25 protein-coding genes are annotated in these 24,259 nt (G+C 65.8%); 12 read left to right on the forward strand and 13 right to left on the reverse strand.

Translation table 11 applies throughout. The features are described 5' to 3' along the window. Positions 1 to 13: 13 nt before the first annotated feature. Both ABDC78_RS23835 and ABDC78_RS23840 read right to left on the reverse strand, forming a co-directional pair. Positions 14 to 853, reverse strand: a complete 840-nt coding sequence (locus tag ABDC78_RS23835) for an SDR family oxidoreductase (RefSeq protein ID WP_178361146.1) — start codon at positions 851 to 853, stop codon at positions 14 to 16. Beyond that, complete coding sequence (locus ABDC78_RS23840) at positions 850 to 1,632, reverse strand: SDR family NAD(P)-dependent oxidoreductase (RefSeq protein ID WP_178361147.1); 783 nt, start codon at positions 1,630 to 1,632, stop codon at positions 850 to 852. The genes ABDC78_RS23835 and ABDC78_RS23840 overlap by 4 nt, the downstream gene beginning before the upstream one ends. 104 nt (positions 1,633 to 1,736) lie before the next feature. Here ABDC78_RS23840 and ABDC78_RS23845 point away from each other — a divergent pair, with 104 nt between their 5' ends. Further along, complete coding sequence (locus ABDC78_RS23845; RefSeq protein WP_347133210.1) at positions 1,737 to 2,201, forward strand: SRPBCC family protein; 465 nt, start codon at positions 1,737 to 1,739, stop codon at positions 2,199 to 2,201. Positions 2,202 to 2,287: 86 nt separating this feature from the next. Then, positions 2,288 to 3,994, forward strand: coding sequence for a SulP family inorganic anion transporter (locus tag ABDC78_RS23850; RefSeq protein ID WP_347133211.1), 1,707 nt, complete (start codon positions 2,288 to 2,290; stop codon positions 3,992 to 3,994). Here ABDC78_RS23850 and ABDC78_RS23855 read toward each other — a convergent pair. The 3 genes from ABDC78_RS23855 to ABDC78_RS23865 all read right to left on the reverse strand — a co-directional run bounded on the left by ABDC78_RS23855 (position 3,991) and on the right by ABDC78_RS23865 (position 7,445). Beyond that, entirely contained in the window at positions 3,991 to 4,869 is an 879-nt protein-coding gene (locus ABDC78_RS23855; protein ID WP_178361148.1) for a formylglycine-generating enzyme family protein, read from the reverse strand. The genes ABDC78_RS23850 and ABDC78_RS23855 overlap by 4 nt on opposite strands. 75 nt (positions 4,870 to 4,944) lie before the next feature. Continuing rightward, entirely contained in the window at positions 4,945 to 5,889 is a 945-nt protein-coding gene (locus tag ABDC78_RS23860; RefSeq protein WP_178361149.1) for an HAD family hydrolase, read from the reverse strand. A gap of 2 nt (positions 5,890 to 5,891) precedes the next feature. Beyond that, positions 5,892 to 7,445, reverse strand: a complete 1,554-nt coding sequence (locus tag ABDC78_RS23865) for an arylsulfatase (RefSeq protein WP_178361150.1) — start codon at positions 7,443 to 7,445, stop codon at positions 5,892 to 5,894. 302 nt (positions 7,446 to 7,747) lie between these two features. Between ABDC78_RS23865 and ABDC78_RS23870 the strand changes: the two genes are divergently transcribed. Then, positions 7,748 to 8,203, forward strand: coding sequence for a hypothetical protein (locus tag ABDC78_RS23870; protein WP_178361191.1), 456 nt, complete (start codon positions 7,748 to 7,750; stop codon positions 8,201 to 8,203). Here ABDC78_RS23870 and ABDC78_RS23875 read toward each other — a convergent pair. The 5 genes from ABDC78_RS23875 to ABDC78_RS23895 form a co-directional block, all read right to left on the reverse strand. Next, positions 8,169 to 8,921 (reverse strand): alpha/beta fold hydrolase, encoded by a 753-nt coding sequence (locus ABDC78_RS23875; RefSeq protein ID WP_178361151.1) that lies wholly within the window; start codon positions 8,919 to 8,921, stop codon positions 8,169 to 8,171. The two genes, ABDC78_RS23870 and ABDC78_RS23875, sit on opposite strands and share 35 nt — an antisense overlap. 42 nt (positions 8,922 to 8,963) lie before the next feature. Further along, complete coding sequence (locus ABDC78_RS23880; RefSeq protein WP_178361152.1) at positions 8,964 to 10,085, reverse strand: NAD-dependent epimerase/dehydratase family protein; 1,122 nt, start codon at positions 10,083 to 10,085, stop codon at positions 8,964 to 8,966. Between the two features lie 63 nt (positions 10,086 to 10,148). Beyond that, on the reverse strand, positions 10,149 to 10,361 hold the full coding sequence (locus ABDC78_RS23885) for an exodeoxyribonuclease VII small subunit (protein WP_178361153.1): 213 nt from the start codon (positions 10,359 to 10,361) through the stop codon (positions 10,149 to 10,151). Continuing rightward, the gene (gene xseA, locus ABDC78_RS23890) at positions 10,358 to 11,602 is read right to left on the reverse strand and encodes an exodeoxyribonuclease VII large subunit (protein ID WP_178361154.1); all 1,245 of its coding nucleotides are present in this window, start codon (positions 11,600 to 11,602) and stop codon (positions 10,358 to 10,360) included. The genes ABDC78_RS23885 and xseA overlap by 4 nt, the downstream gene beginning before the upstream one ends. Then, positions 11,599 to 12,186 carry a lipid droplet-associated protein gene (locus ABDC78_RS23895; RefSeq protein ID WP_178361155.1) on the reverse strand — a complete coding sequence of 196 codons (588 nt, stop codon included), beginning with the start codon at positions 12,184 to 12,186 and terminating at the stop codon, positions 11,599 to 11,601. Before ABDC78_RS23895 ends, xseA begins: the two co-directional genes overlap by 4 nt. Before the next feature lie 54 nt (positions 12,187 to 12,240). On the opposite strand from ABDC78_RS23895, the gene ABDC78_RS23900 reads away from it, so the two are divergent. Both ABDC78_RS23900 and ABDC78_RS23905 read left to right on the forward strand, forming a co-directional pair. Continuing rightward, on the forward strand, positions 12,241 to 13,239 hold the full coding sequence (locus ABDC78_RS23900; RefSeq protein WP_178361156.1) for a 4-hydroxy-3-methylbut-2-enyl diphosphate reductase: 999 nt from the start codon (positions 12,241 to 12,243) through the stop codon (positions 13,237 to 13,239). Between the two features lie 21 nt (positions 13,240 to 13,260). Beyond that, a complete protein-coding gene (locus ABDC78_RS23905) occupies positions 13,261 to 15,048 on the forward strand; it encodes a penicillin-binding transpeptidase domain-containing protein (RefSeq protein WP_178361157.1) in 1,788 nt (595 codons plus the stop codon). On the opposite strand, the gene ABDC78_RS23910 is transcribed toward ABDC78_RS23905, so the two are convergent. Further along, positions 15,045 to 16,244 carry a DUF6542 domain-containing protein gene (locus ABDC78_RS23910; protein WP_178361158.1) on the reverse strand — a complete coding sequence of 400 codons (1,200 nt, stop codon included), beginning with the start codon at positions 16,242 to 16,244 and terminating at the stop codon, positions 15,045 to 15,047. The two genes, ABDC78_RS23905 and ABDC78_RS23910, sit on opposite strands and share 4 nt — an antisense overlap. An 82-nt stretch (positions 16,245 to 16,326) precedes the next feature. Here ABDC78_RS23910 and ychF point away from each other — a divergent pair, with 82 nt between their 5' ends. Next, positions 16,327 to 17,400, forward strand: a complete 1,074-nt coding sequence (gene ychF / locus ABDC78_RS23915; RefSeq protein WP_178361159.1) for a redox-regulated ATPase YchF — start codon at positions 16,327 to 16,329, stop codon at positions 17,398 to 17,400. Positions 17,401 to 17,446: 46 nt separating this feature from the next. Continuing rightward, complete coding sequence (locus ABDC78_RS23920) at positions 17,447 to 18,001, forward strand: AAA family ATPase (RefSeq protein ID WP_347133212.1); 555 nt, start codon at positions 17,447 to 17,449, stop codon at positions 17,999 to 18,001. 94 nt (positions 18,002 to 18,095) lie between these two features. Here ABDC78_RS23920 and ABDC78_RS23925 read toward each other — a convergent pair whose 3' ends face one another. Both ABDC78_RS23925 and ABDC78_RS23930 read right to left on the reverse strand, forming a co-directional pair. Next, positions 18,096 to 18,698, reverse strand: coding sequence for a class I SAM-dependent methyltransferase (locus ABDC78_RS23925; protein WP_178361160.1), 603 nt, complete (start codon positions 18,696 to 18,698; stop codon positions 18,096 to 18,098). Positions 18,699 to 19,035: 337 nt separating this feature from the next. Beyond that, positions 19,036 to 19,632 carry a class I SAM-dependent methyltransferase gene (locus tag ABDC78_RS23930; protein WP_178361161.1) on the reverse strand — a complete coding sequence of 199 codons (597 nt, stop codon included), beginning with the start codon at positions 19,630 to 19,632 and terminating at the stop codon, positions 19,036 to 19,038. A gap of 85 nt (positions 19,633 to 19,717) precedes the next feature. Between ABDC78_RS23930 and ABDC78_RS23935 the strand changes: the two genes are divergently transcribed. From ABDC78_RS23935 to ABDC78_RS23955, 5 genes are all read left to right on the forward strand, one after another. Further along, positions 19,718 to 20,077 carry a metalloregulator ArsR/SmtB family transcription factor gene (locus ABDC78_RS23935; protein ID WP_178361193.1) on the forward strand — a complete coding sequence of 120 codons (360 nt, stop codon included), beginning with the start codon at positions 19,718 to 19,720 and terminating at the stop codon, positions 20,075 to 20,077. Continuing rightward, on the forward strand, positions 20,074 to 20,727 hold the full coding sequence (locus ABDC78_RS23940; RefSeq protein WP_178361162.1) for a cation transporter: 654 nt from the start codon (positions 20,074 to 20,076) through the stop codon (positions 20,725 to 20,727). Before ABDC78_RS23935 ends, ABDC78_RS23940 begins: the two co-directional genes overlap by 4 nt. A 401-nt stretch (positions 20,728 to 21,128) precedes the next feature. Further along, positions 21,129 to 21,722 (forward strand): hypothetical protein, encoded by a 594-nt coding sequence (locus ABDC78_RS23945; RefSeq protein WP_178361163.1) that lies wholly within the window; start codon positions 21,129 to 21,131, stop codon positions 21,720 to 21,722. A gap of 717 nt (positions 21,723 to 22,439) precedes the next feature. Further along, positions 22,440 to 23,201 (forward strand): hypothetical protein, encoded by a 762-nt coding sequence (locus ABDC78_RS23950; RefSeq protein WP_178361164.1) that lies wholly within the window; start codon positions 22,440 to 22,442, stop codon positions 23,199 to 23,201. A 349-nt stretch (positions 23,202 to 23,550) separates the two neighbouring features. Further along, complete coding sequence (locus ABDC78_RS23955) at positions 23,551 to 24,114, forward strand: dihydrofolate reductase family protein (protein ID WP_178361165.1); 564 nt, start codon at positions 23,551 to 23,553, stop codon at positions 24,112 to 24,114. Positions 24,115 to 24,259: the final 145 nt, after the last annotated feature.

Consider the following 24,259-nt stretch of genomic DNA (forward strand, 5'->3'; position numbering starts at 1 on the left):
CCGACCGGCAACCCTAACCCGAGTCGACGGCGCGCGGCGGCGATCCCGTCGTCTGCCGCGACCGCTGCCCGGCGACGAACTTCATCGCCAGCCGGTTCATCAGCACCGGCGCGGCGCGTGCGAACAGCCACTGTGCATGTGCCACAGTCGGTTTGACCAGGATCGCTTTGTTGCGGTCGATGGCGCGCAGGGTGTCTCGGGCCAGTCGGTCCGCGTCGTAGGCCTTGCCGCCCTGGGATTGCAGGAAGTAATCGCGTCCGACGAACCCGCCGACCGCACCCTTGTCGAGGATCGGGGTCTCCACGGCTGCGGGGCAGACCACGAGCACGCCGACTCCCCGGGGCACGGCCTCCGAGCGCAACGCCATCGACAGCCCGACGACCGCGTGCTTGGTCGCCACGTAGCTGGTTACCTGCCCGGCCGCGGTCAGGCCCGCCATCGACGCGGTGTTGACGATGTGGCCGTGCCCCTGGCGGAGCATCTGCGGGTAGGCCGCTGCGACACCGTGCACCACACCGCGGATGTTGATGTCGATGATCGTGTTCCACTGGTCGAGGGTGAGCAGTTCGGTGTCCCCGCCCCAGACGATGCCTGCGTTGTTGAACATCAGGTCCAGCCGCCCGCAGCGGCCGACGACGTCGTCGACAGCGGCCTGCACAGCACCCGCGTCGGTGACGTCCAGGGAGCTGGCGCGGGCCCGCGAGCTCAGCGACGACGCGGTGCGTTCGGCAGCATCACCGTCGACGTCGGTGCACAGCACGTGGGCGCCCGCTAGATCCAGGGCGCGGCACAGTGCCGCGCCGATGCCCGAACCCGCGCCGGTGACGATGGCGTGCTTTCCGGCGGCGCTCATGACTGTTCGACCAATCGCATGACGTGTCCCATCACATCGGGATAGCGCTTGAGGTGCGCGCCGCCGTTGATGTCGAGAACCTCACCGGTGAGCCAGGATGACCCCGGAGAACACAGGTACACAACGGCATTCGCGATGTCCTCGGGTACACCCGCCCGACCGAGCGCGGTGTTGTCCACGTAGTCCTCGACCACCCCGGGCACCGAGGCCGCCGCCTCGGTCAGCGGGGTGTGGACAAAGCCGGGGGCCACGGCGTTGACCCGGATCCCGCGCGGCCCCATCTCCAGGGCGGCCACCTGGGTCAGCATCGACAGGCCGGCCTTCGCCGCGCAGTAGGCGCTCATACCCGCTGCGGGTTGCCTGCCGTTGAGCGAGCTGATCTGCACCAGCGAACCGCCTTCCCGCAGGTGCCGGCCGGCGTGCTTGGCGACGATGAAGGCACCGTTGAGGCAGACGTCGATCACCGCCCGGAAATCTTCGGCAGCCATCTCGGTGATCAGTCCGACATTGCTGAAACCCGCACAGTTCACCGCGATGTCGATCGCGCCGAGATCGGAGAACAGGCGCTGCACCGACTCCTCGTCGGTGACGTCGACGAAGGCACCGGCGTGGCAGCCACCGAGCTCGGCGGCGCGGGCATCGGCACCGTCGGCGTTGAGGTCGGCGATGGTGACCCGGCACCCTTCGGCTGCCAGCGCCCGTGCGGTCGCCCACCCGATCCCTGACGCCCCGCCGATGACGACGGCCTCTCTGGCGACACGCTCGGTACCGTTGGTCATCCAGTTGGCCCTTCGAAGACGGAATAGAACGTGTTCCAACTTCACATCCGGCGGGCCGAAGTGCAATAGCCGACGGAGATCGGCGCAATGGCAGACTCGAGGCCGTGACCGAGTTGAAGATGTCCGAATCGATTTCCGTGGCCGTGTCCCCCGAGAACCTGTACGCGCTGGTGTCGGACGTGACCCGGATGGGCGACTGGAGTCCGATCTGCCGGGCCTGCTGGTGGGACGAGGGCGCCGGGCCCCACGTGGGCGCGTGGTTCACCGGCCGCAACGAGACGCCGGAGCGAACCTGGGAGACCCGCAGCCAGGTGGTGGCCGCCGAACCCGGGCGGAAGTTCGCGTGGGAGGTCAACAACGGCTGGGTCTACTGGGGTTACGAGTTCGAACCGGAGGGCGACGGCACCCGGCTCACCGAATCCTGGGAGTTCCTGCCGGCCGGCATCGCCGGGTTCCAGGAGCGTTTCGGAGACGCTGCTGACGCCGAGATCGGCAAGCGCAGCGATGCGGCACGAAGTGGTATCCCTGCCACGCTCGCGGCGATCAAGGCGGCCGCCGAGAGCGCCTGACGCTTCCCTGCGCCCTCGGTGCCGGGGCGCTTCTCACCCTCAGCGAATGATTACGCGAGACGGCCGGCCGTGGCAGGGTGCTTCTTGTGGACGACGCGCCGGTCGAACGGGGCCATGTGGGTGGCCGCCTGCGCGGATCCGCCGCCGCCCTGGGCCGGCCCCGATTCCGTGACGTGATCGCAGGCCTGGTGACGGGCCTGTTCTCCATTCCCGAGGGGATGGCCTACGCGAGCATCGGCGGATTCAATCCGGTGGCCGGGCTGTATTCGGGCATCGTGTCGACGATCGTCGGTTCGGTCCTGGCCCGCACCGTGTTGATGGTCACGACCCTGACCAGCGCACTGGCCCTGTCGTCACGCAGCGTGTTGACCGACGCGGGACTGGACCCCGCCGACCCCGCCAACGTCGCCGCGCTGGCGCTCGTGGTGGGCCTGGTGATGCTGATCTTCGGCTTGCTGAAGTTCGGTTCGATCATGAACTTCGTGTCCAACGCCGTGATGACAGGGTTCACCACCGGGATCGCTTTGCAGATCATCGCCGGGGTGATCGGTGATGCGACGGGCTACCGGCCCGACAGTCACAACACCATCGGCAAATTCATCGACGCGTTCGCCCACATCTCCTCATGGGCACTGGCGCCGTGCCTGGTCGCGCTCGCGACGGTCGCGGTGTGGGGCGTGTTCCGGTTGGTCAAACCCCTGGAAGCTTTCGCGACGCTGATCGCGCTGGTGGTGGTCACCGTCGGCGTCGCTGCCCTGCAGATCGACGTCGAGACGGTCGGTGACATCGCGTCGATCCCCAATGCACTACCGCCGTTTGTTGTTCCGCACTTCGCCGCGATGCCTGAACTTCTGGTCGGCGGCCTCGCCGTGGCGCTGGTGGGACTCGCGCAGGCGGCCGGGATCTCCGCCGCGGTGCCGAACCCCGACCGCAGCCGCCCCAGCACCTCCGGCGACTTCGTCTCCCAGGGCGCGGCCAACCTCGCCGGTGGCTTCTTCGGTGCACTGCCCACCGGGGGTTCGCTCTCGCGTACCGGAGTGGCGGTATCGGCCGGTGCCCAGACCCGGTGGGCCGGCATCTTCGCCGGCGTGTGGCTCGCGGCGCTGGTGCTGGTCGCCGGCTCGCTCGCCGAGGTGATCCCGATGCCGGTGATCGGGGGACTGATCCTGGTCATCGGTGCAGAGTTGGTCACCGGTCGGTGGTCCGATATCCGGCTGGTCCTGCGGACCGCCCCGCTGTCAGCGGTCGCGATGCTGGTGACGCTCGCCGCGACCACGCAGTTGCCGTTGCACACCGCGATCCTGATCGGCGCGATCACGTCGCTGGTGCTCTACTGCGTGAAGGCTTCGCAGGCTGCCGCACTCATCGGCTTGACGCGGTCGGCAGAGGGTCATTGGCTGGTCGGGCCGGTGCCCGAGACGGTCGACAGCAACGCGGTGACGGTGTTGCAGTACTCCGGTGTCGGATTGTTCGCGGAGGTGCCGCGCATCGACGAGGAGTGGCCACGGGTCGCCGATTCGAACAACGCCGTGGTTGTCCTCGGTATGAGGACGCTGCCCGATGTGCCCTCCTCGAAGGTGCTCAAATCGCTGCAGCGCTGGGCTTCCGAACTCCGCGATCGGGGCGGTCGGTTGATCGTGGCCGGTGCGAGCCCGGCGACGGTCAAGGTACTGCACGAAGGTGGCCTGATGGACGTACTGGGCGCCGACGGCATCGTGCCGGCCAGCGACAGGGTGTTCGGGGCGGTCGAAGAAGCGGTGCGACGCGGGGAGGAGTGGATCGCGGCGCGCTAGCGCCCGACACAACGAAAGCCGATGTGGCTCATGCCGGTGTCGATCATCTGCGGTCGGCGGGCGGACGGCCGATAACGCATGCAGTAGCTGTCCGCGCACAGGAACGAACCGCCCTTGATGACCTTCCGCGGGATGCGGAACTGTGGCTGCCGGGGGTCGTAAGAGTCCGCGGCACAACATGGTTGGTCGTCGCGGGCGGCGCCGTACCAGTCAGTCGTCCACTCCCAGACGTTTCCGGCCATGTCGTAGAGCCCGAATGCGTTGGCCTCGAAGCTGCCCACCGGGGCGGTCTGGCCGTAGCCGGTGTCGGGGAGATAGGGGAACTCACCGTGCCAGTAGTTGGCCAACCTCTGACCGGGTCGTTCCGGTTGGTCACCCCACGTGTAAACGGCTCCGTCGAGGCCACCCCGGGCGGCGACTTCCCACTGCGCTTCGGTGGGCAGATCGAGGCCGGCCCACTCCGCGTAGGCGGCGGCGTCCGCGAACGCCACGTGGACGACGGGATGGTGCTCGCGGTTGCGGAGGGAGGAGCGGGGGCCACGGGGATGGTTCCAGCACGCGCCCGGCGTCCAGGTCCACCACTGGTTGAGGTGACGGAGGTCGACGGGTCCTGCGGTCCGGTGGAAGACCATGGATCCCGGCTGTAGGTTCTCCGGCGGCGCGTCCGGATAGTCGGCGGGGTTCAGCGGGCGCTCGGCGACTGTCACATATGCTGTCGCGCTGACGAATTCATCGAAGTCAGCGTTGGTCACCTGATATTTCTGGATAGAGAATCCGTCAACCTCGACCTCACGTGCCGGGCCTTCTTCGGGGTAGTCGTTGTCGGCGCCGAGAATCGTGGTCTGTGGTGGGATCCAGACCACATCGCCGGTCACGGTGTGCGCCGAGACTGCAGTGAGGGTGATGAAGTCCGAGTGACCGGCAACCAGGGCGCAGCCTCAACGGTGTTGTCAGGCAAAGACGGTCGTCCAGTCGTTCTTCATGCTCACCACGCGCCACCCGTAGTCGCCGGCATGTTTGAGCACGCGTTCCGCCCCTGCGGTGTAATCGAATTCGCGTTCGGCGTCATCGTGCAGGACCACCAACCGGAGGGCAGGCGCGCCGGGTCGCCCCGAGTACATCAGCATCTCGTCATCGCCGTTGGAGTTGCCTGCGGACAGGATGGGACGCCGACCGATTCGGTTCCAGATCCGCACTGGCTTCTCCGGGCCGTCGTCGAACACGTCCAGTGCGGGCTGGATCAACAGGTTTCCGTGGCCTGCCTGCGCACCGCTGCTGCCTTCGAACTTCAGTCCCTGCGAACTGCCGACCACTCGCTCCGGAGGAATGCCGTAGATCGATTCCGTGATCGGCCGCATGAAATCCCGGCCACCGCCGGAGACGATGTAGTTGGTGAAGTCATGGGCTTCCAGATACCGCAGCAACTCCACCATCGGTGTGTACACACAACTCGGGTACGGCCTTCGCAGGGTCGGATGGGTGGCTTCGGCGAAGAAGGCATTCACCAGTGCCGCGTGGTCCTCGACAGCCATCGACTCATGGAGCGACATCACGGCCCCGGCGAGGACTTTCAGGTCGGCGTCATCACCCTGGTAGTGCTTGGTGATCGCGCCGCCGAACCAGTTCAGATCGTTGGCGACTGCCGCCTGATAGGGCTGCTGCTGTGCGAGTGCACCGTCGGTACCGGCCTTCTCGACGAGCCTGCGCACGATGAAGTCGAGTTGGATGTACATCGGCTTCTCGCACCACAGCGTGCCGTCGTTGTCGAAGACTGCTACCCGCTCTTCGGGCGCGACGAAGTCCGGGCCTTCTGTGGTGACACGAGCCACGAAGTCGACGATCGCCGACTTCGCCGCAGTGCCCGTGCCGTCGGCCCAGGATTCCAATTCCGCCACGCTCACCCACCGCTACTGGCGAGGAACTTCTCCAATTCCTCCACAGCGTTGGTGATGGTGAACGATGCAGGCTCTTGGCGAGGCGGGAACTCCTTGAAGGTCTCCAGGAACTGGTTGACGATCGCGGACGCGTAGAACATCAGGTAAACCCGGTCGATCATCCAGTCCCAGTAGGTGTTCGACGTGACATCCGCGCGCTCGAACGGGTCGGTACGCAGGTTGAACAGCTTCGGCGCGCGCAACCTGGTGAACGGTTCGAACCACACCTGCAGCGTGCCCTGGCAGCGCTGCTCCATGAAGACAACCTTCCAGTTGTCGGCCCGAATGCCCAGGACGTCACCGTCGTCGGAGAAGTAGATCATTCCGCGCCGGGGGCTCTTGTCGACCTCCCCGGTGAGGTACGGCAGCAGGTTGTACCCGTCGATGTGGACCTTGTAGTCGGTCTGGCCGTCCGCCCCGGCCTTGTGGCCGGCTTTGAGCTTGTCCACGATGTCGGGTTCGCCGGCGGCGGCCAGGAACGTCGGAAGCCAGTCATGATGTTGCACAATCTCGTTCGACACCGACCCGGCCTTGATCTTGCCGGGCCAACGAATGACCTCGGGAATCCGGAACGCGCCTTCCCAGTTGGTGGCCTTCTCGCTGCGGAACGGCGTCGTCGCACCGTCCGGCCAACTGTTGGCGTGCGGGCCGTTGTCGGTGCTGTAGATGACGATCGTGTCCTCGGCGATGCCGAGGTCGTCGACCAGGTCGAGCAGTCTGCCGACGTGATTGTCGTGGTCGATCATCGTGTCGTGGTAAGGCGACTGCCAGCGGCCGGCCTGGCCCCTGCTCTCCGGCTTGGTGTGTGTCCGGAAGTGCATGTGGGTCATGTTCATCCAGACGAAAAACGGGGTGTCCGAATCGTGTTGACGGTTGATGAAATCGATACACGCGTCGGTGGTCTCGTCGTCGACGGTCTCCATCCGTAGCTTCGTCAGCGGCCCGGTGTCCTCGATGCGCTGCTTTCCCACGGGCCCGTAGCGCTCGTCGACTTCGTCGGACTCCTCGTCGGTGGCCCAGGAGTGGATGACGCCGCGCGGCATCAGCGCCTTGCGTAGCAGCGGGGCTTCGTCTGCTGTGGGGTAGTCCTCGTGCTCGGGCTCTTCTTCTGCGTTGAGGTGGTACAGGTTGCCGAAGAACTCGTCGAAGCCGTGCACCGTCGGCAGGAACTTGTTCAGATCGCCGAGGTGATTCTTGCCGAACTGCCCGGTGGCGTAGCCCATCGGCTTCAGCAGTTCGGCGATCGTCGGATCCTCCTTCTGCAGACCGATGTCCATGCCGGGCATGCCGACCTTGCTCATCCCGGTGCGGTATACGCTCTGGCCGGTGATGAACGACGACCGGCCCGCGGTGCAACTCTGCTCGCCGTAGGAATCGGTGAAAAGCATTCCTTCATCAGCGATCCGATCGATGTTGGGCGTGTGGTAACCCATCATTCCGCGGCTGTAGCAACTCAGGTTGGAGATGCCGATGTCATCACCCCAGATGACGAGAATGTTCGGCTTTCCGTTCGGCATTGTGCGCTCGCTTCCTCAGTGCCCCGTCGCGGTATCGGTCTCGGTCAACGCTAGTACCGCCGCTTGCGAATGCCTACTGTTCGCCGCAACTTCTGTCGAGCGCGCTGGTCGCGACACAGATATCAATTGAAAGAAGTGGACCTCTCACCCAGAACGGGTGAGAGACCGCGGCGAAGATTGCGTTCGGGCGTGTCTGCATCGTGATCAGCGCGAGTGGGTAGACGCATGTGATGCGTCAGGTCGACGCGCATCCGAGGCTCCGCACTCGCCCGGATGCGACCGATGAGAAGTTGGGGGTACAGATGCCTGGTCTCAGTGAACTTGCTTTGGGGGCGGCACCCATCGCAGGTGGAGCACTGTTCGGGATCGCAGCGGGCAATGTGAAGTCGCCCGATGTTCGTGCGGCGATCACCAAGGACATGGACCTGCTCGACCGGCTGCCGGAAGAGCAAACCGAGCGACGGGAGCGGTTGCAGCAGAGCATCGATCATCGAATCGACGCATTGATCACGGCAAATCGCAGAGGCGAGGCTCTCCGTGAGGCTGCCGCCTCCTACAGCGGAAACTGGCGAGATATCGTGCTCTTCGTCTGTGCGCTGCTGTTCACCTTCGTGTGGTGGAACGTCAGCCACGAGCGACCGCACTGGATGCTGATGTTCATCCTGATGATCTCGCTGTCCACGCTGGCAGGTGTCTTCGCGGTGCGCGGCGTGACACGGATGCTCAGGCAGGTGTTCCGCGATCTTCGAGCGAAATAATGGCCTTCTCCGCAGCGGCCATGTGCTCGCGAACCAGAGACGGAAACCGGGTGCGGACCGGACGGAAGATGTCGTGCGGTGAATTGGCGAACTCGTGCAGTCGCGCCTCCGGGAACAGGCGCCGGTATCGGGCCCAGTTGGCGTCGTTGATGACCGGGCTGCTGGGACTGCGCACTGCCATCAGCGGGATCTGCGACCGTGACAGTGGTTCCCAGAAGGACTGCGTCCGAGCGGCCCGGACGGTGGCGATGGCCGCGTCGTGGTCCACGCGGTCGCGCACCGGCGTCCCGCGCCAGCGACCGTCGAGCAGGCCGAGCATGATGTCCTCGGTGAGCTCGATTTCCTCGGGAACGTAGTCGCCGATCGAGATCGACCGCACCCGATCGGGATTCGTGAGGACCCACGCCAGCGCGTAGGTGGTGCCGCGGGAGAACGTCATGACATGCACCGGTCCGTCGGTGATCGCGTCGACCACCGCACCGACGTCGCGGCCGAGGGTGTCCGAGTCGTACGGCCCCGGTGCGGCCTGGCTGCGTCCGTGTCCACGAAGTTCGACGATGGCCGCCCGTCGACCGAGGGACGGCAGCATCTCGGTGTAGTCGTCGGCGACGTCGGTGAAGCCCGGCACGAAGATGATCGGTGCACCGCAGTCGTTCCCGCCGGAGTCGAGGTAGGCGATCTGCGCGTCACCGCTGTCGGTCGAGCAGAAGTGGGGCATGTCCCTCCCGGTGTCGTCATCACATGATGACGACTCGCCGCGTCAGCCCGCGGGCGGGGCGGGTGCGGCTGCCCGCAGGACCGGTTCGGCCGATTCGGCCTTCATACGGTCGAACAGGTCGACGTAGTAGGGCAGGCAGTGCTCCAGCGCCTGGCTGGTGGTGTACACCGGCTGGTATCCGAGATCGCGTTTCGCCTTGGCGATCGAGAAGTAGTTGTCCAGGTAGATACGTTCCACCGCAAGGGGTTCCAGTAGCGGCTTGGGTATCCCGAAGCGGAAGTGCAGCCGTTGCCACAGTGTCATGGCGAACCACACCAGCCGGCCCGGCACCCGGAACCTCGGCAACGTCTGACCGCAGGCCTCGACCACGGGCCGCGAGAACTCGAACATGTTGATGGGTTCGCCGTCGTTGACGAAATACGCCTGCCCCGGCGCCGATCCGCCCGGCACCAGGTGTTCTGCGGCCAGGATGAAACCGTGCACCAGGTTGTGCACGTAGGAGTTGTCCAGCTTGACGTTCTTGTTTCCCACCAACACCTTGACGTGGCCGGCGAGGACGCTTTCGAAGACCTTGCGGAACATGGTCTGGTCGCCCCGGCCCCAGATACCGCTGGGCCGGATCGAGCAGGTGAGCATGCCCGTGCCGTCGTCGCCGCCGTTGGCTGCGAGCACGAACTTCTCGGCGATGACCTTGGTCTCGGTGTAGAGGTCGTTGAAACGCTCGGTGTAGGGCAGCGTTTCGTCTCCGCCCGAGATGCGCTGCCCACCCATCACCACGCTGTTGGAGGCGGTGTAGACGAACCTCTTCACCCCGGCCTTCTGAGCCGCGTGCACCAGGTTCTCGGTACCGGTGACGTTGACGGCGAAGCTGCGGCGGCGGTACTCCTCGGTGACCGACGCGCCGCCCATGAGATCGATGATCGCCGCGGTGTGGATCACCGTGTCGATGCCGGCGACCACCCTGCCCACGTCGTCGAGATCGGTGATGTCACCCTGGATCGTCTCGAGGCCCGGATGGGCCGGTAGCGGTGACGGGGCGCGGTCGAACGAGCGAACCTCGAAACCACGCTCGAGCAGTTCGGTCACCAGGTTCGCGCCCACGAATCCGGAGCCTCCCGTCACCAGGACCCGGCCGAGTTCAGTCGTCAGAGATGCATCACCCATGCAGGGGAGGGTAACTGAAACGTGTTCCAATTTCGAGATCCGGCACACGTGATGGTTCCGGAATCAACCTTCTTCGGTGTCTCCGGCGGCCAACGCATCCTCCACCCTCTTGCGAGCTCCAGCTAAGTGCTTTTCACAGCATTTAGCCAGTTCTTCACCTCTTTCCCAGAGCTTCAGCGATGCATCCAGGTCCAAACCGCCCTGCTCGAGTTGCTGCACGACATCGATGAGTTCGTCGCGTGCTTCCTCGTATCCGAGGGCACTAATAGGCTTCATGATCCGTCTCCCTGACTACCGTCGCTGGTCGCCGTGACGGCGCCGTCGGCCACTCGTATTCGCAGGCGGGCGCCCGCCGGCGCGTCCGCGACCGACTGCAGGACCTTCGCAGCCCCGCCCGGCGGCGGGAGGGTCTGCACGACCGCGTAGCCGCGGGCCAGTGTCGCAGCCGGTCCCAGTGTGGTCAGCCGCGCCGACAGGTGCCCGATCCGTTCGGACTCGGCGCCCACCATGCGGGTGATGTCGCGCCGGGCGGCCGCTCGCGCGCGATGCACCTCGGCGGCGCGTGCATCAACCGCCTCCAGCGGTCTGGCCAGCACCGGCCTGCTGCGCAGTTGGGCGAGCGTGTGCTGCTCCCGGTTCACCCAGTTGCGCAGCGCACGTGCGCTGCGCCGCCGCAGATCGGTCACTAGCGCCTGTTCGGCCGCGGTGTCAGGGACGATCCGCTTGGCGGCATCGGTGGGCGTGGCCGCCCGCAGGTCCGCGACGAGGTCGCACAGCGGGTTGTCCGGCTCGTGGCCGATCGCGCTGACCACCGGCGTGGTGCACCTGGCGATCTCCCGGCACAGCGTCTCATCGGAGAACGGCAGCAGATCCTCGACGCTGCCGCCACCGCGCGCGAGCACGATGACGTCGACCTCGGGGTCGGCATCCAACGCCCGCAGCGCCTCGACGATCTGTGGCACCGCACTCGGACCTTGCACCACGGTGTTTCGCAGCGCGAACCGCACCGCCGGCCAGCGGTTCGTCGCGACGGCGACGATGTCGTGTTCGGCCGCCGACGCGCGTCCGGTGATCAGCCCGATGGTGTCGGGCAGGAACGGGATCGGCCGTTTCAGCCGCGGATCGAACAGCCCCTCGGCGTCGAGCAGTTGGCGCAGCCGGTTGATGCGAGCCAGCAGCTCGCCGAGTCCGACGGCTCGGATCTCGCTGATGCGCAGGCTGAAGGATCCGTTGCGGGTGTAGAACTGCGGCCTGCCGTGCATGATCACCTGGGTGCCCTCGGAGAGCGGCACCGGAGCGTTGGTCACTAGGTCCCGCGGGCAACTGACGGTCAGCGACATGTCGGCGGCGGGATCACGCAGCACCATCCACGCGGTGTTCTGGCGCACCTTCAGCTCGGTCAGCTGGCCTTCGATCCACACCGTGCCGAGCCGGTCGATGTACTTGGCGAGGCGAGTGGCGACGGCCCGCACCGGCCACGGATTGTCGGCGGACTTGCCTTGCTCGGGCGCCGTCACTTCGCCGAGGCGCGGGTGATCCTGTTGGCCAGCAGGGTCTGGAACGGAGCACGCGCCTTCGTGGACTCCTCATAGCTGAGCAGCTCCTCGAGGTCGGCGACCCGCAGTGTCGTCAACCGGGCACGCAACTGGGCCAGCGTCAGATCCTGATAGCCGAGTTCGGTGACGATCTCGGGGACGGCACCGGCCGCCGGCTCTGTGGTCACCGGCTCCGGAGACGGTGTCGCATTGGGGGTCTCCGGCTCGCCGCTGAACAGCGCGAAACGCCCCTCGGTGAGCCGCTCACCGTCGCGCACCGGCAGGTCGACCACGTCGGCGCCGGGGGAGTCGTCGGTGCTGACCTCGTCGTCGAACGTCGCCCACGCGGCCTGCTCGTCCTTGGGCGGGAACAGGGAGTCGATCGTCTCATCGCCCTTGTTGACCAAGTCGGCGACATCCTGCTGCATCTTCATCACCATCTGCGCGAGCTGGCTCGCCACGGTCATCGGATACATCAGGATGGTCTGGGGGAGCTTGCGGGTTTCCTCGAGGGCGGTCACCGCCGCACCGACCAGCAGACGGACCCCGTACGGTGCTGTTGCCATGGTCCTCAGCCTACGGCTGGGCGGGGAGGGCGGCGGGTCAGTACCCTTGGACTCATGCCGACGACTATCAACATGGGGATTCCGGGGGCGGCCAGCTCGGTCGCCGGCCAGGTTTCCGGCAAGCGTGTGCTGCTGGCCGAGCCCCGCGGGTACTGCGCCGGGGTCGACCGCGCAGTCGAGACTGTCGAGCGTGCGCTGGAGAAGCACGGCGCTCCGGTGTATGTCCGCCACGAGATCGTGCACAACCGCTACGTCGTGGACACGCTGGCCAAGGCCGGGGCGGTCTTCGTCGAGAAGACCGACGAGGTTCCCGAGGGCGCCATCGTGGTGTTCTCCGCCCACGGTGTCGCACCGACCGTCCACGTCGAGGCCGCCGAACGCAATCTGAAGACGATCGACGCCACCTGCCCGCTGGTGACCAAGGTGCACAACGAGGCCAAGCGCTTCGCCCGCGACGACTACGACATCCTGCTCGTCGGCCACGAGGGACACGAGGAGGTCGTCGGCACCGCCGGTGAGGCTCCCGAGCACGTCCAGGTGGTCGACAGCCCGGAATCGGTCGACAAGGTGACCGTGCGCGACGTGAACAAGGTGATCTGGCTGTCCCAGACCACGTTGAGCGTCGACGAGACCATGGAGACCGTGCGCAAGCTGCGGGAGAAGTTCCCGACGCTGCAGGATCCGCCGAGTGACGACATCTGCTACGCGACCCAGAACCGCCAGGTCGCTGTCAAGGCGATGGCGCCGGAGTGCGAACTCGTCATCGTCGTCGGGTCCAAGAACTCGTCGAACTCGGTGCGACTGGTCGAGGTGGCGCTCGGTGCCGGCTCGAACGCGTCCCACCTCGTCGACTACGCCGAGGACGTCGACCCGGCGTGGCTGGAGGGTGTCACCACCGTCGGCGTCACCTCCGGCGCATCGGTGCCCGAGGTCCTGGTTCGCGGCGTTCTCGACAGGCTGGCCGAATACGGCTTCGGCACGGTTCAGCCGGTCACCACGGCCAACGAGACACTCGTGTTCGCCTTGCCGCGAGAGATCCGTCCCCCACGCTGACAGCGGGTACCTTCGACGACCGTGACACCACGGTCGAACTCCCGATCCCTCGCACGTGCGCCGCTGGCGGTGCTTGTGGCGGTCCTGCTGGTCCTCGCCGGCTGCAGCGACTCCGCAGACCGGCTGAACACCACCTTGCGGTCCTTCGCCGAGGCGCTGAGCAGCGGTGACGACGCCGCTGCGGCAGCCCTGACCACCGACGAGCCTGCGGCCGCCGACACCCTCGGCGCGCTGTTCGCCAGTCTCGGCAACGACGTCCGCGTCGACGCCGGCACCGCCGAGGAGCAGGACGGCGCGGCGACGTTCACCCTCGACACCACGTGGAAGTTCGGTCCCGACGGCCGCAACGAGTGGACCTACTCGACAAACGGGGCGGCCACCGCCGACGGCGACGACTGGCGCATCCGGTGGAACCCGACCACCGTCGCTCCCGGACTCGACCAGGGGCCGCTGAGCTACAGCACGCTTGTCCCACAACCTGCGGCACGGGTCCTCGACCGCACCGGGGCGGAACTGCTCACCCAGCACATCGTCACCCTGGTCGACATCACCGCCGGTGTCGACGTGAATGCTGTTGCAGCACTGCTCAATCCGATCGCGCCGGGCATCACACCCGAGTCGTTGGCGCGCGACCTCGACGCCGCAGCGGGCAAACCGGTCACCGCGGTCATCCTGCGTCAGGAAGACCTCGCGCCCATCGAGTCGCAGCTCACGGGGCTGCCGAACGTCACGCTCAACCAGCAGCTCAGGCTGTTGGCCACCGACCGCGCGTTGACGTCGCCGACGCTCTCGGGCCTGTCCGACCTGTGGCAGCAGCGCACCGATGCAGCAGCCGGGTGGGCGGTGAGCGCCGAGACCAGCGCCGGTGCGCAACGCGTCGGCGGGCAGGACGCTCGGCCCGTCGGCGACATCGCGAGCACGCTGGACATCGGCTTGCAACGCGCCGCCGAGGACGCGCTGGCACCGCTGACCACGCCGGCGACGATCGTGGCGATTCAGCCGTCGACGGGCGACCTGCTGGCTGTGGCGCAGAACGCGCCCGCCGACGCGCAGGGGCCCATCGCGCTGACCGGCCTGTATCCGCCGGGGTCGACGTTCAAGACGGTGACCGTCTCGGCGGCTTTGCAGTCCGGGCAGGTCACTCCGGACAGCGTCGTCGCCTGCCCGGGGACCGAGAACATCGAGGGCAGGCAGATTCCCAACGACGACAACTTCGATCTCGGTGAGGTGCCGCTGCACACGGCGTTCGCGAAGTCCTGCAACACCACCATGGGCCGGCTCGCGGTGAACCTCCCTCCCGACGGCCTGACCCAGGCCGCCGCGCAACTCGGCCTCGGGATCGACTACACCGCGCCGGGCATGACGACGGTCACCGGATCGGTGCCGGTCGCCGACACCCCCGCACTGCGGGTCGAGGCAGGCATCGGCCAGGGGAAGGTGATCGCCTCGCCGTTCGGCATGGCGCTGGTCGCCGCGACGCTGGCGCACGGATCGGTTCCTGCGCCGGCGATCGTCGAGGGCGAACCCGGCGTGGCCGACCGCACGCCGGAGCCACTTCCGGCCACCGTGGACGAGCAGGTGCAGGCGATGATGCGCGAGACGATCACCGGCGGGACCGCGACCCAACTGCAGGACATCCCGGGGCTGCTCGGGAAGACCGGCACCGCTGAGTACATCGACGACCAGAACGCGCACGGCTGGTTCGTGGGCATCGACGGCGACCTGGCGCTGGCGGTATTCGTCAGCGACGCAGGCAGTTCCGGACCCGCTGTGGATGCAGCCGGTCAATTCCTGCGGGCCACCGGCTAGATGTCGTACTCCCACCGGTCGGGTTCGTGGTCACGCGGCGGGCGCCGACGCGGCCGGTACTCGGGGCCGTCGACCGATTCGTCCGCACCGCGGTAGCGCACCCGCGAGACCGGATGGTGTGAACTGGCTGCGCTCCGACGGTGCGGTTCCAGGGGCTCGTAGCCGTCACGTCCCGGACTGGACCAGCCGTCACGTTCGGCGGGGCCGGACCATCCGCCACGTTCTTCGGGACCGGACCAATCGCCGGAGCGACGTCGCCGTTGCGGACGCTCCCGGTCCAGACTCTCGGGACGGTCGCGGCGGTCACGATCTCGGTTCCGGTCGGGACGGTCCCGCTCGCGACGCTCGGCGCGTTCCTTCGAGGTGCGGCGTTCCGCGGGCGGCGCAGCGCGCGGATCTCTGTCCGACCCACGGGGGCGTCGACGCGGTACGTCCGCCGGAGGCGGTTCGCTGGGGCGGGGCCGGCGTCTGCGGGGACGATCAACGGCCTCGACGGCTTCGATGATCTCGGTGTCCGGTGGACGCGCATGCCGGGACCGGGACGGACTGCCCTCGCGCTTGGCGGCCCGCGCGCGGCGCGCTGCCGGGTCGGCTCGCTGCGCCGCTGCTTTCGACGAGCGAGTCGGCCGCCGCTCCGCCGAATGGCGGCGCTGCGCGTCCCGGTCGGAGGGATCGGCGTCGGGAGTGCCGCCCAGGAATGCCGACAACTTCGCCGAGATCCGCCCGCCCGCTGAGGGGGTGGCCTCGGCGGCGGGTGTTTCCTGCGGGGTGGATGTGCCGAAGTACCAGCGTGCGCCGCCGATCAGGAGTACTGCCGCCGAGGTGAAGAACATCAGCGGGAAGCGTTCGATCAGCGGATAGCCGCAGTTGATCAGGATGTCCTTCATGCCCTGGATCTCCGCGCTGTGCATCACGTAGTACGCGCCGGGAACCACGACGAACAGGATCAGAGGCGGTTGGATGACCGCGGTGAACACCCCGGATCGTCGTACCGCGAGCACTGCGGCCAGGCAGCCGAAGACGAAGAATGCGGAGAAGAGCCCGCTCAGCTCCTGCCCGCCGGAGTCGAAGGCGAATCCGAGCAGCGACGCGACGACCGCGATGAGGACGGCACCCCACCAGGGAACTCCTGGAATGTTGGGGTGCACGGAGCGGTGATCGGCCGGTATCGACGGCCGCGCGCGCTGTCCTGACACAGATCGACCGTACCGGCTGATTCGACGAGACGCCGCCAGCGTGGATTGGCGAGCCGATCACACCGCTTAGACTGTGGATCCCGTGGGCCTCAATCTGGGAATCGTCGGACTACCCAACGTCGGCAAGTCGACGTTGTTCAACGCGTTGACACGAAACGACGTGTTGGCTGCCAACTACCCCTTCGCGACGATCGAGCCGAACGAAGGTGTGGTCGCGCTGCCGGACCCACGGCTCGACGAGCTGGCGAAGATCTTCGGCTCCGAGAAGATCGTGCCCGCGCCGGTGACGTTCGTCGACATCGCGGGAATCGTCAAAGGGGCGTCCGAGGGAGCCGGCCTGGGCAACAAGTTCCTGGCCAACATCCGCGAGAGTGATGCCATCTGCCAGGTGGTGCGGGTGTTCGCCGACGACGACGTCGTGCACGTCGACGGCCGGGTCGATCCACAATCCGACATCGAGATCATCGAGACGGAGTTGATTCTCGCCGACATGCAGACCCTCGAGCGGGCACTGCCTCGGCTGGAGAAGGAAGCGCGGACCCACAAGGATCGCAAGCCCGTACTCGATGCGGCGGCCGCTGCCCAACAGGTGTTAGACGGCGGCAAGACGTTGTTCTCCGCCGGTGTCGACGTGTCGATGCTGCGTGAGCTGAACCTGATGACATCCAAGCCCTTCCTGTACGTGTTCAACGCCGACGAGTCCGTGCTCACCGATTCCGCGCGGGTCGCCGAGCTTCGCGAATTGGTCGCGCCGGCCGATGCGGTGTTCTTGGACGCGAAGATCGAGGCCGAGCTCCAGGAGCTCGACGAGGAGTCGGCCGCGGAGTTGCTCGAGTCGATCGGCCAGACCGAGCGAGGCCTGGATGCGTTGGCGCGGGCAGGGTTTCACACGCTGAAGTTGCAGACCTACCTCACGGCGGGTCCAAAAGAAGCCCGCGCCTGGACGATTCACCAGGGGGATACCGCGCCGAAGGCCGCAGGCGTCATCCACTCGGACTTCGAAAAGGGCTTCATCAAAGCCGAGATCGTGTCCTACGACGATCTCGTCGCCGCCGGTTCCATGGCCGCGGCCAAGTCCGCCGGCAAGGTCCGGATGGAGGGCAAGGAGTACGTGATGGCCGACGGCGACGTGGTGGAGTTCCGGTTCAACGTGTAGGCCCGACCGAAATCGTTCGCAATCCGGCGCACCCGTCAAGCAGTATGTGCGTGTGTCCATCATTGTCATCACCGGCATCCAAGCGGCTGGCAAATCGACGGTTGCCCAGGCACTGGCGGAGAGTCTGCCGAACAGCGTCCACGTCCGCGGAGACCTGTTCCGTCGCATGATCGTGAACGGCCGGGTGGAGATGGGGGGTACGACGCCCGAGCCCAAGGCTTTGGAGCAGCTCGCGCTGCGGTACGAGTTGGCGGCCGAAACAGCAGATCGCTACGCGCAAGCAGGTTTCATGGTGGTACTGCAGGACATCATCCTGGGAGAACATCTGCAAAACGTCGTCAACCACATCAGGAGTCGTCCGCTCTCTGTCGTGGTGTTGGCACCGTCAGTTGAGGCCGTCGCTGAGCGGAACGCCGAACGACAGGCCACCCGCGGAAAGGCTGCGTATCAGCCCGGCCAGGCTGACATCTCGATGTTCGACGATTGGCTCCGATCGACCACCCCGCGTATCGGTTGTTGGCTCGACACCTCAGAACTGAGCGTTGCCGATACGGTGGCCTACATCCGCGGCCATTTGGAATCTTCGGCGCGCGTCCTCTAGCGCGCCTACATCAACAGGTGAAGTTGTTCGGCGACCGAACTTTGGTGGAGTTCCGCTTCAACGTGTAGGTGCGTTTCGGTTCGACGTCGCGAGGTCATTGGGCGACGAGAGCGAGAGCAGCGTGCGATCTGACCAGATCCGTACCTGGTCGCCGTAACCGATCCACCTCGACGAATCCGGCCGCCGACAGCATCGTCAACATTTCTTCGACGGGCCATCGATAAGCGGTCGTGACCTTGTGCGCGAAGGGTTCCAAATCGTCGCCCTCGAAGAAGCCGACCACAAGGCTTCCGTTGTCGGACAACGCCGTACGAAACGTATTCAGAACATCTCCGACCGCGTCAGGTTCGTAGTGGATCAGGGAGTACCAAGCGAGGATCCCGCTTAGGGAACCGCCCGGCAGGTCGAGGGGGCACATCGAATTAACGGCGTACTCTACGTCGGGCCGATTCGCGCGGGCGGTCTCGATGAACGCGGGAACTAGATCTATCCCCATTGCCTTGAAGCCGAGGTCAGTCAAATAGCCGGTCAGGTGGCCGGGTCCGCAGCCGGCATCAAGGATCGTGCCGACGCAACGCCTGAAGTTACGGTCGAGGAATTGGAGGTCGTCGGCATCGACATGGGCGACGGTACCGAACATGCGTGTGTAGACATCTGATACCTCGGTGTAGCGGAGCCTGATGAGGGATTCCGTCATGAAGGTGACTCTAGGCGGCCGCCGTTTTTCGATGCAGTGCCGTTTATCGCCATGGCCGACGGCGACGTGGTGGAGTTCCGGTTCAACGTCTAAGACGAAGCAGTAATAGCGAGGTGGCGCGCGAGACTCTCACGCCGCTGCCGGAGGACGACTACCTGCCACTTGGCGCAGTCGCGTTATCGGCTGTGCCGGTATGCCGTCGAGCGTGACACTCAGGTGTGCAAACCACGCGCACCGCGAGTAACGAATCGCATTGCGGGATAACATAATAACCCACAGGTTTCCCGACAGGGGAGGGCATTTCAGTCTTACCCAGGGCCGAACGACGGCCGCCCGCCTAGGACTTGCGAGCGGCTCCGACGAACAGCACTCCGCCGAGGTGTCGCTCGATCCGCGCAGTGCCGTGCAAGCCGTGACGAGCCAGCTCGGTAGCGAACTCCTCGGCGTCGAAACGGTTCTCGCGCGGGTGCACCGTGAACGTGCGGAACGCCCACGTCTCAAGCATGTGGCGCGGAACCTCCTCGAACAGCAGTTGTCCGCCGGGTCGCAGCACTCGCGTGATCTCGGCGATGGCCTGCTGCCACTGCGGAACGTGGTGGATGATGCCGAAATCCATCACGGTGTCCTGGCTGGCGGCTGGTTGTTTGATCTCGCAGGCGTCGCCGACTGAGAGCGACACCGGACGGTCATGCAGGCGTCGGCGCGCCACCTCGACCATGCGCTCGTCAAGGTCGAACGCGGTGACCCGGCTGGCGTGGAGTCGGTCGAGGATGACCTCGGCCCCGACGCCGCGACCGCACCCGACTTCGAGCACGTCCTGGCCCGCGAGGTCGCCACCGGCAAGACGGCGAAACCACGCCGCTTCCCGGAGGTGTTGGTGGGCGGCGCGGATCGGGTTGTTCATCGCGGCCCGTTCGATGGCGTTCAGCTTCATCGGATACCTCATCTCATCGTGTGCCACCGTTATCATCGGCATAAGTGGTTGAATCGTATTCAGAAGCTATCATCGTGTAATGCCGATGAAAAGAAGTCGCATTCCTCCGGCTGGGCGCGAGGACCTGGCGGGTGCAGTCGCCCTGTTCCACGGCCTGTCCGATCCGACCCGGCTGGCCATCGTCCGCCACCTGGCTGGCGGCGAGGCGCGAGTGGTCGACCTGCTGCGAGCGCTCGGCCTTCCCCAATCGACGGTCTCGTCGCACCTGTCTTGCCTGCGGGACTGCGGCTTGGTCAACGGACGCCCCGAAGGCCGACAGATGTTCTATTCGCTGGCCCGACCCGAGCTACTCGACCTCCTGGCCTCCGCTGAAACCCTGCTCACCGCGACCGGCAACGCCGTCGCGCTGTGCCCGACCTACGGCACCGACAACCCGACCCGATGAGCACACCCGACACCACGCTGACCGCCGCTGAGACAGAACGGCTCACCCGCCAAGGACTGCGGCTGGCTCAGTTCACCGTCGGCTACAACGTCGTCGAAGGCGCTGTCGCCATCACCGCCGGGCTGATGGCCGGGATGGTGTCCGTGGTTGGGTTCGGCATCGACTCGGGCATCGAATCGATCGCCGGTGTCCTGGTCGCTATCCGACTTTCGGCGCGGCTGCGCCACGGCCACGCCGATGAACGTAAGGAGCGCATCGCTCTCAAGCTGGTCGCCGGCACGTTCTTCCTGCTCGCCGCTTACGTCACCATCGAGGGCATCCGCAGCCTGATCGGCGGCGAGGAGCCCGAAAGCTCGTCACTGGCGATCGGTCTGCTGGTGGCGTCGATGATCGTGATGCCGGTGTTGGCTGCCGCCAAGAAGAAGGTCGGCACCCAACTCAAGGACAACCTCATCCTCGCCGATGCCGCCGAGACGAGAATCTGTGTGCTGCTGAGCATCTCCACGCTGCTCGGCGTCGGGCTGTACGCCCTCACCGGCGCCGGCTGGCTCGACCCCGTTGCTGGCTTCGTCATCGCCGCGTTCGCCATCCACGAAGGCAGGGAAGCCTGGGAGGGGGAACTGGTCGAGGACGATGACGACGACGACTGAACAGAGCGCGGTATGAGCCGCATCACCGGGAGGCGGCGGCTGAACAAATACGACACTGTGCCGCGCTTTAGGGGCACAAATGCCCTACAACCCCGATTCGACAGCCAGCGACTATTGGACGATGGCTGAATCTCGTGAGTCCGGGACAGAACGAGCCGCAGCAGCAGTAGGGGAGCGGCGCGTCTTTGAGTCGCCATCCCTCACCACGATGGCAGGCGCAACAGGTCGAGTTCGAGATGGATATCACCAGCCGGGGATGATGGGACCGAGTCAGATGGGACCGTACGGCCAGAGGGGGCCGGGCATGACGGGACCAGGCGGCCCGTGGCCGGGTCGGCAGACGCCCACGACCACGGCTCCGACCACGCATCGGCCATGGGGGTGGTCGCCGTGAGGTCACGATGGCGCGGTTGATGAATCGCCGTGCGGCGCTCGCCGCATTCGGCGTATTGGCGGCGGGCAGTGTTCTTGGAGTTGGCTATGGCCTGCGCGGCATTTTCGAATCGCGCACGCCCGGGTTCCGGCTCACCAACGGGCCTGGAGACGGCGGGATGATAGGCGTCGGCCCGGCGGACATGAGCAGCTACATGGATATGTTCATGCGGCACAACCAGATCAATCGAGTCGTCGATGAGATCCCCGGCGGCGTGCGCACCACGACCGAATCGAACTCGCCAGACCTGGCGGCCCAGTTACAGGCCCACGTGTCTAGCATGTACGACCGTCTGGGGCAGGGATCCGAGGTCATGTGCATGAGCAGTAGCTTGCCGACACTCTTTCGGAATGCCGGTGGCTATCGCCGCCAACTCACTTTCACTCCGACGGGTGTAATCGCGGAGGAGACCGCCGACGACCCGAACATCGTCGAAGCCATCCGCGACCATGCCCGTGAGGTCAGCGGCTTTGTGCGCGAGGGCATGCCAGCGATGATGCAGGGGATGATGGGCGGCGGCATGATGGGACCCGGCGGCATGATGCGCCCGCCGCGCTCGTGATGTGGCGCGCCGTAGCGGCCATCATGCGAAATCTCCGGGTTGAGTCGGTGGATTTCACACCTGTCCCTGAGTAGGAATGCCCTGCGCTTCCCTCTGGTTGACGTGCGTGGACGCCGTTGTCGACGCCCGAATAGCTCGGGCGTGCCGCCCGTCAGGACCATCTGGGCCGACGTTTTGGTGCCACCCCTTCTTGCAGGGCTTGCTCATCGCGGGGTCAATGCGACTGTAGCCGACTAGCGCTCGTGTTCGCCAGCCGAAACATGTTGAGGTGCAGGACAACAACCCGACTTTGGCAGGCAACTCGCCGACTGACTTCGGCACCGCCAGTTGATGAGAACGTGTCGAGGTCGAACGTCTTGGACCCGCGACGACCACGGTGCAACCGGACTTCGCACAGGGCCTCGATCACCGCACGTTTAGCCATCAGCGAGCCGCCACAGAACGCCGCAGCCGGGTCGGGTATGCCAGCACCTCGTCCAGGACGGCGACGTGGCGGAGTTCCGGTTCAACGTGTAAGAGGACAGGGTGCCGTGCGGCACCGCATGCGGCCAGCCGTATGAAGTGGCCGAGCTTGGGCTGAGGCTCTCGACAGCTTTCGCCGGTGCCATAGAGCGCAAGCTCATCGATCCCCATACAAGCCGAACGCCAGGCAGTACGTTGAACGCGGCCAACCGCAGGCACTCTTCGCTGTTCTCGCGGTGGAGAGCGAGGGGCCAAATGAAAGACGTTCTGATCGGTGTCGGTGTCTTTGCCATCATCTTCGGCGGCGCGCTATTGGGGATGTTTCTCGGGAAGATCCTTCCTGATCCCCATATAAGCCCGGAGTCGCGCGATGCCATCAGGACGATCATGGCCATGCTCGGGACACTGTCGGCGGTGGTGCTCGGCCTCCTCACCGGCTCCTCCATCAGCTCGCTTGCCGAGAAAGAAGGTGAGTTGCGCAGTGCGGGAGTGCAATTCATCATGCTAGATCGGACCTTGGCCGAGTATGGGCCGGAGACCGCGCCAACACGAGCGTTGGCCAAGGATCTACTTGCACAACGAATTCACCAGATCTGGCCGGAGGAAGGCGGTGCGGTGTCGCTCACCGCGCTCAGCAGTGGGGCTGGCATCAATTTGGTTCAGCGAGAGCTCTTTGAACTGTCGCCGCGGACGGAGCGACAGCAGTGGCTGCAGTCGAACGCGCTGGAGAACACCAACACGATTGCCGAGTCGCGGTGGACGACCGTCGGGCAGATCGAAAGCCGATTCCCATGGGCATTCTTCGTGGTCGTCGTGGCGTGGCTGGCGGTGATCTTTGCCAGTTTCGGGCTGTTCGCACCGCGCAACGCCAGCGTGATCGCGGCATTACTGGTCGCCGCGATTGCACTCGCCGGCCCGATCTTCATGATGCTCGAAATGGATCAGCCCTACGGCGGGCTGGTCAAGATCCCCAGCACCTCTCTGAGCGTCGCCTTGGACCAGATGGGTCGATCGTAAGCGCGTGAATCAGTGCCCAGTGCCCAGTGCCCAGTGCAAAGTGCCCGATGGCCGACGGCGACGCGGTGGCGTTGATCGATGGGAACTTCGCCGCGTCGTTGCAGCTCGGTGCCCGTGCCTCGAGATCCGCGCATCGCGAATTTGCCCGGCGAGGTATCGCAGGAGGAGCAAAAACATCCGGCGCTTTGGTCTCGTTGGCAGCGCGCGAGCATGGCGTTGTCTTGGCCACGAGGGACGCTCGAGGTGCTCGCGGATGGAGGGTGACGTTGTTTGGCGGTGCGACGACGCCATATTCCGGTTCAACCTCTAGGACGCGATCAGTTTCGCCGCGTGAGGGAGTCTCAATGGCATGGGAACCCTGAGTTACAACGCCATAATGTCCCTCGATGGCTACGTTGCCGACGCGAGCGGCGACTTCCAGTGGTCCGCCCCGGGTGGGCAGACGTTCGCTGCGCATGTCGATCGTATGGCTGAGGTCTCGACCGAGGTGTTGGGGCGCAAGACGTTCGCGCTGATGCAGTACTGGGAGACCGATCCGGTCGACGAGGAGTGGTCCCCGGCAGAACGGGAGTTCGCGCGGCGGTGGCGCGGCATCAACAAAGTGGTGGTGTCGTCGACGCTGACGCCCGAGGAGGTCGAGTCGGAACGAGTCCGTCTGGTCCCCGACCTGAGCTTGGCTGAATTGCAGCGGATCGTCGCCGACGCCCCTGCCGCGGTCGAGATCTTCGGGCCCACAACGGCGGCCGCTGCGATCCGCGCTGGACTGGTTGATGAGTTCCATATCTTCGTGGTGCCGAAGGTCGTGGGCGGAGGCCTGTCAGCCCTACCGGGCGACGTACGCCTCGACGTGACTCTCGCCCGACACCAAATCTTTGACGACGGCACCGCCCATCTGCGCTATTCGTCGCGCTGAGAGATTGGCCCGGTGATGGGACGTGCAATTCCGGCTCAACATGCAAGAGGCATGCTCGCCGTCGCGGATAATCGGATTGTCTGCGCCAGGGCTTTCATGTTTGGGCTTGGCCATATGCACGCCACCCCTCTCACCTAATTCGTAC

The sequence above is a fragment of the Mycobacterium sp. DL genome (genome assembly GCF_039729195.1).
Classification (GTDB): Bacteria; Actinomycetota; Actinomycetes; order Mycobacteriales; family Mycobacteriaceae; genus Mycobacterium; species Mycobacterium hippocampi_A.